At 50.4% G+C, this 5,523-nt stretch carries 7 protein-coding genes and 1 rRNA gene; all 8 read right to left on the minus strand.

Features of this window, described 5'->3' with window-relative positions:
- Window positions 1–164: 164 nt before the first annotated feature.
- Complete coding sequence (yabA, locus tag CKW00_RS13305) at window positions 165–506, minus strand: DNA replication initiation control protein YabA (protein WP_040609641.1); 342 nt, start codon at window positions 504–506, stop codon at window positions 165–167.
- A 16-nt stretch (window positions 507–522) separates the two neighbouring features.
- The gene (locus CKW00_RS13310) at window positions 523–1,350 is read right to left on the minus strand and encodes a PSP1 domain-containing protein (protein WP_008591339.1); all 828 of its coding nucleotides are present in this window, start codon (window positions 1,348–1,350) and stop codon (window positions 523–525) included.
- 6 nt (window positions 1,351–1,356) lie between these two features.
- Window positions 1,357–2,346: a DNA polymerase III subunit delta' gene (gene holB, locus CKW00_RS13315; protein WP_095822968.1), complete on the minus strand. Its 990-nt coding sequence runs from the start codon at window positions 2,344–2,346 to the stop codon at window positions 1,357–1,359.
- Window positions 2,347–2,358: 12 nt separating this feature from the next.
- Entirely contained in the window at window positions 2,359–2,799 is a 441-nt protein-coding gene (locus CKW00_RS13320) for a YaaR family protein (RefSeq protein ID WP_008591334.1), read from the minus strand.
- Window positions 2,800–2,820: 21 nt separating this feature from the next.
- The gene (locus CKW00_RS13325) at window positions 2,821–3,150 is read right to left on the minus strand and encodes a cyclic-di-AMP receptor (protein ID WP_095822969.1); all 330 of its coding nucleotides are present in this window, start codon (window positions 3,148–3,150) and stop codon (window positions 2,821–2,823) included.
- Between the two features lie 35 nt (window positions 3,151–3,185).
- Window positions 3,186–3,809: a dTMP kinase gene (tmk, locus tag CKW00_RS13330; RefSeq protein ID WP_095822970.1), complete on the minus strand. Its 624-nt coding sequence runs from the start codon at window positions 3,807–3,809 to the stop codon at window positions 3,186–3,188.
- A gap of 6 nt (window positions 3,810–3,815) precedes the next feature.
- The gene (locus CKW00_RS13335) at window positions 3,816–5,243 is read right to left on the minus strand and encodes an aminotransferase class I/II-fold pyridoxal phosphate-dependent enzyme (RefSeq protein WP_158221324.1); all 1,428 of its coding nucleotides are present in this window, start codon (window positions 5,241–5,243) and stop codon (window positions 3,816–3,818) included.
- 153 nt (window positions 5,244–5,396) lie between these two features.
- Window positions 5,397–5,511 (minus strand): 5S ribosomal RNA (gene rrf, locus CKW00_RS13340).
- Between the last annotated feature and the right edge of the window lie 12 nt (window positions 5,512–5,523).

Below are 5,523 nucleotides of genomic sequence, written 5' to 3' on the forward strand. Positions count from 1 at the left end.
ATTTGCCTCCGGCTTCCTTCAGATTCCAGGTCTCCCTGGACACCCTTGCCTTTGACTAACGGCTACAACGACCTTCGCCGTTCGGGACTTGAACCCTATAGTTTATACCCGTGCCGGGCACACGAAAAGAGGACCCCCCTGCACCCAGGGGAGTCCCGAAATAACTAACTGCGGTTTAAGAAAGAGAGACAGAACAGACAATCTTCGTCTCTTGGGCTTCCGAAATGCAGATTACATATGTGAAAGCCTTCTTCGTAAAGACGGGCTAAATTGTCGTAGCCTTCTCCGACTACGGGCCGGACAGGCACGCCGCCCCCCTCTGCCGCTTCTCTTTCGGCATTTTCCCGATCGAGACGCTGCCGCAGGTGATGGTTTTCGATAGAGAGATGCTGGTTCTCTTCAATCAGCATAGCCAGCTGCTCCTTCAGGTCCCCAAGCTGTTGGTGAAGATCCCCGATCTGTGATTCCAAATGAGTGAACTTTTCAATCACATTTTTCTTATTCAGTGTCCCTCTCTCCTTGCTACTCTGCACCATTTGTTTCAAGCACTCCTTCATCTATCAGTTCCTGAAGGGAGTACTCCAAAGCATTTTCCTGATCTTTGAACTCAATCTGTACAACACGCTCAAGCATATTCAGCCCTACGACCTTCCCGTCGCCGAGAGACGTGGAAATACGTTCTCCGAGGTCCGGCAAGACGCGTTTCGCCTCTTCGTAGTCGTCGTTTTCGTATTTCAGACAGCACATCAGACGACCGCAGAGACCGGAAATTTTAGCCGGATTCAGGGAGAGGTTCTGGTCTTTCGCCATTTTTATGGAAACGGGCTCGAAGTCCCCGAGAAACGTGGAACAGCACAGCATACGACCGCATGGGCCGATGCCTCCGAGCATTTTCGCTTCATCTCTTACCCCGATTTGACGCAGTTCGATGCGCGTACGGAAAACGGAGGCGAGGTCTTTGACGAGATTTCGGAAATCCACCCGTCCATCCGCCGTAAAATAAAAGATCACTTTATTGCGATCAAATGTATATTCAACTTCCACCAGATTCATATCCAGCTTATGTTCCTTAATCTTCTTCTCACATGTATCATAGGCTTCCTGTGCTTGGACTTTATTCTCCTGGACAGTGAGCTTATCCTTCTCGTCGGCTTCCCGGATGACTTGTTTTAACGGAAGAACTACATCTTCTTCGTCTACCGTGCGGTTGGAGATGGCGACTTTCGCAAACTCAATGCCTCTCACCGTTTCGACAATGACGTAATCACTCGTCGTCAACTTCAAGTTACCAGGAGCGAAAAAATAAACTTTTCCTGCCTGCTTAAAGCGCACACCTACTACTTCGACCATTACGGATCAACACCTTTGCAATTGAAGTGTAAGTTGTTCCATCACGAGTGTGGGGTGAACGTTCTGGTGTATGTGACGTTTCGCCTCCATAATTCCGGACATACAGGAGGTGACTTGTGCACGGGACCACCGCATCATCGCCTGTTCTCTCTTCTCCTGTTCCTGAATGAATACGACAGCTTCTTCACGGGCGAGGTGTTCGTGAAGAATGTCCTTATACCATAGCATGAGGACGTCCAGGCCGCGCTGAAGCGTATCCTTTTCGGAAAAATGAGGCATCCACTGATGATTGACAAACAATAGTGCTTCATTCGGTTTCGATTGAAGTACTTCCGTCAATTGTATCACTAATTTTCGAGCATTGGCAAACCAGTCTCCCTCAAGCATTTCCTTCGCTTCTTCCGCGTTATTCGTCAGTTCGCTCAAAAGGAAAGCGTTCGACTTCGAAATGCCCTCCTCCATCAGATAATCCCTCATTCTTTCATGATTCAGAGGCTGGAAGGCGATCTGCTGACACCTCGAACGGATGGTCTGCAGAATCGCTTCACTGTTTTCCGTCAGGAGAATCGCCGTAGTATCCCTTCCCGGTTCTTCCAGGAATTTCAGCAGACGGTTCGAAGCGTTGACCGTCATTAAATCGGCGGACTCCACAACGTAGATTTTCCGGTCGGATTCAAGGCCTGTATACGTGAATTCTTTCTGCAGTTCGAGAATCTGTTCTTTTTTGATCGAGGCTCCATCCGGTATGATCCAGTGCAGGTCCGGATGATTCCCGGAGTCGATGCGCCGGCACTCCCGGCATTCCTGACACGGTTCTGTATCTGCGGTATACGGACAGAAAAGCGTTTTTGCCAGGAGACGGGCGGCTTCACGCTTCCCGGTCCCCCGATGGCCGTAAAAAAGATAGGCATGCGCCATTCTGTCTTTATCATAACTGTTCATAAGCATCTGTGCCGCAAGCGGCTGCGTTTCTTTCAGTTGGCTCCAACGTTCCATCTCTGTCCGCCCTTACGTATATAAATTGATTAACAGACCCTTTATTTCACCGATCAGGCCTAAAAGATCCATCTTACTGTCTTCCCGGGTCATCACGGCTTCCGTCAGTTCAGCAAGCTTCTCATCCACTTCTTCCACGATCGTCAGCTTCCGGTTCTGGCCGGATCGGCTCCAGCTGTGCGAATGCTTCAGATTCATTCCGTACTGTACGGATTCTTTCACGAACTCACGGATCATCTTTTTATATTTGGCAAGTTCCCGGAAGGAACGATTGCGGGCGAGTCTTTCTCCCTGGGCGGAGATCCCTGCCAGCAGCCGGTTCAACTGTTCTTTCTGCAGCTGACCTGTCTCTGTACGTACCAGTGACTCGAAAGACCGGGCTTTCGCTCCCGTCCGCGCATCCTGCTTATACTGTGTTTCCATCTGAACGCGCATATCCTGACTTATTTTCATAAAAGCGCTCCCTCACTCAATTTAAAAGTGGAAAAACGATTCGACGGGAAGAACGAATACGTTGGCTCCTCCAACTTTCACCTTCACCGGTTTCGGAATGTAGGAGTCCGCGTTCCCTCCCATCGGGGAGATCGGCGCTACCATCTGGTCCCGTTTTGAACAGTTCTCTTCGATGATTTCAAGCACGTGGTCCACCTGTCCGTCATCCACCCCGATCATAAGCGTCGTGTTCCCCTCTTTGAGAAATCCGCCCCGGGTAGCCAGTTTCGTAGATTTATAATCATGTTCCGCAAGGGCGTCTGTCAGCCGGTTCGTGTCCTTGTCCTGTACAATCGCCATAATCAACTTCATCGTTCTGCCTCCTCATATTTTTTAGTAGAACTGAATCACTGTCTGTCCGTGTGTCGACGCAGGGCCTGACGGGCTGCTTCGGTCACTTTTTCAAGAGACTGATCGGCATTGATTCTCTCCACCCTGTCCGGGTACCTTGCGACGAGTTCGAGATAAGCTTCATATACTTTCCGGTGGAAATCGATGTCTTCGAGATCAAGCCGATTCTTCTCTCTCGTATCATTGGCATCGATTCTCGCAAGTCCGCGTTCCGGGGTGATATCAAAAAACAGGGTGACATCCGGCATCCACTCTTCTATGGCGAATTCATTGATCGCCATCACTTCGGAAATGCCGAGTCCTCGTCCGACCCCCTGATATACGAGACTTGAATCGACGAAGCGGTCACAAAGGACGATCTTACCTTCTTTCAGGGCAGGAATCACTTTTTCCGTCAGATGCTGACGCCTGGCAGCGGCATACAGAAGCGCCTCTGTCCTTGCATCCATTTCCCTGTGGACGGGGTCGAGGATGACGTCACGTATTTTTTCGGATATCCGGATCCCTCCCGGCTCTCTCGTTGCGAGTACGTCATACCCCTGATTTTCGAACTCTTCGTGAAGAAGCTTGAGGACCGTCGTTTTTCCGGCTCCTTCGCCTCCTTCAAATGTAATGAACATACTTAGTCACGACCATTCTTCCTGAAATATAGTTACTGCTTTTTCTATGTTTTCATTTTGAAATACTGCTTTATTCTCTATGAGCGTGCGAATGTGTTCCACCTGTTCCTGCCTGATCCTCTCTCCTTTAAGGATAAGAGGAATGCCCGGCGGATAGGGGATGACCGCTTCAGCAGCTATGTGCCCCACTGCATTTTCGAGTGGAAGACAGGTCTGTTGCAGATCTTCCATCTCTTCATACTGTGCATCGAGCTGTTGAACAGGGGGGAAAGATATATTGTTATCTATTATTTTATCATGCTTTTCCCGTTTTTGTAATAATCGTGCCACTTCATAAAAGGCTACCTTATCATTTTCCCAGCTTTCCGGACGTTCCAGCCCGAATGTCAGAAGCACCCCGGTATTCGTGGCCATTTCCGCATATATCCCCTGCTCTTCAAGCATAGAAGCGAGAGTGAACCCGTCCACTCTGCGCGGCTTCAATTCCACTTTCAGGGGATCGTCCTGTGGCGAAGCAGGCAGGACCTCCCACCCGTCGCAGCAGGCGTCCAGTTCTTCCCTTACTTCATCGAGAAATGTTAACAGACCGTCCTCTTTCCACATCGCCATATATCTCCGGCATAAGTCCAGGCTCACCATAACGGGATAAGAGGGGCTGCTTGACTGTACGACCTGGAGCATGTAACTCAGGCGTTTTTCCGGTACAAGCGGTCCCTGGGTATGTAAATAAGCTCCCATAGTCATGGCGGGAGCCATTTTATGAGCAGACTGTACCACTATATCCGCACCCGCTGCAAGCGCAGTATCGGGAAAGTCACGGTGAAGGGAGAAATGTACGCCATGAGCCTCGTCTACGAGTACCGGCTTTCCCGCTTCATGTACGAGTGAGGTGATCGCTGAAAGATTGAACGTATGACCGAAATAATCCGGGTACGTCACAATGACCGCCACCGCCTCCGGAAATTGTCGCAACCCCTCCCGCACTCTTTCCGGCGTCAGGCTGCTGAACTTTCCGGTTCTCGCGTCCCATTCCGGAGCCAAAAACACGGGCTTGGCCCCGGCCAGTTCTATACCGTGAAGTATGGATTTATGGGCGTTTCTCTGTACGAGAACGGGACTTCCTCTCCGGCATACCGCAAGGATCATAGCCAGATTTCCCGAAGTGCTTCCATTCACGAGAAAGCGGGTCTTTTCACTTTTAAAGTAAAGACGAGCCAGTTCTTCCGCTTCTTTGATCGCTCCGCGGGGGGAATGGAGATCATCAAGACCGGGAATTTCTGTCGCGTCCATTTCCAGCACTACACGGAAGACCTCCCGAGCCTCCGTATCAAAGACAGTGCCGTTTTTGTGGCCGGGCACGTGGTAGCTTCCGGCTTTTCCGTGGCGGTACTGCTTTACAGCTTCCCAAAGAGGGGCTTTTTCATGTCGAGTCATTTGTGCTCTCCCTTTCTTTTCTCCACTAATCATAACAAAGAAAAAGACTGCCTTCTACACAAGCAGAAAGCAGTCTTCCTCCTCCCTTCCGGGAGCGCAGGGTCTTACCTATACAAAAGAAGCCCAGAGGGGGTGGCCTCTGGGCTTCTGACAATGTGGCAGCGCCCTACTCTTGCGGGGGGTAACCCCGACTACCATCGGCGCGGAAGAACTTAACTTCTGTGTTCGGCATGGGAACAGGTGTGACCTCTTCGCTCTTGCCACCACATCTTTAGAAGGA

The organism is Salimicrobium humidisoli (assembly GCF_002295105.1).
In the GTDB taxonomy this organism is placed as follows: domain Bacteria; phylum Bacillota; class Bacilli; order Bacillales; family Halobacillaceae; genus Salimicrobium; species Salimicrobium humidisoli.

What these genes read in the sequence shown, in the direction of transcription:
- holB (WP_095822968.1), bottom strand. Translation starts at nt 2,346, where the DNA reads ATGGAACGTTGGAGCCAACTGAAAGAAACGCAGCCGCTTGCGGCACAG.
- CKW00_RS13320 (WP_008591334.1), bottom strand. Translation starts at nt 2,799, where the DNA reads ATGAAAATAAGTCAGGATATGCGCGTTCAGATGGAAACACAGTATAAG.
- CKW00_RS13325 (WP_095822969.1), bottom strand. Translation starts at nt 3,150, where the DNA reads ATGAAGTTGATTATGGCGATTGTACAGGACAAGGACACGAACCGGCTG.
- CKW00_RS13310 (WP_008591339.1), bottom strand. Translation starts at nt 1,350, where the DNA reads ATGGTCGAAGTAGTAGGTGTGCGCTTTAAGCAGGCAGGAAAAGTTTAT.
- tmk (WP_095822970.1), bottom strand. Translation starts at nt 3,809, where the DNA reads ATGTTCATTACATTTGAAGGAGGCGAAGGAGCCGGAAAAACGACGGTC.
- CKW00_RS13335 (WP_158221324.1), bottom strand. Translation starts at nt 5,243, where the DNA reads ATGACTCGACATGAAAAAGCCCCTCTTTGGGAAGCTGTAAAGCAGTAC.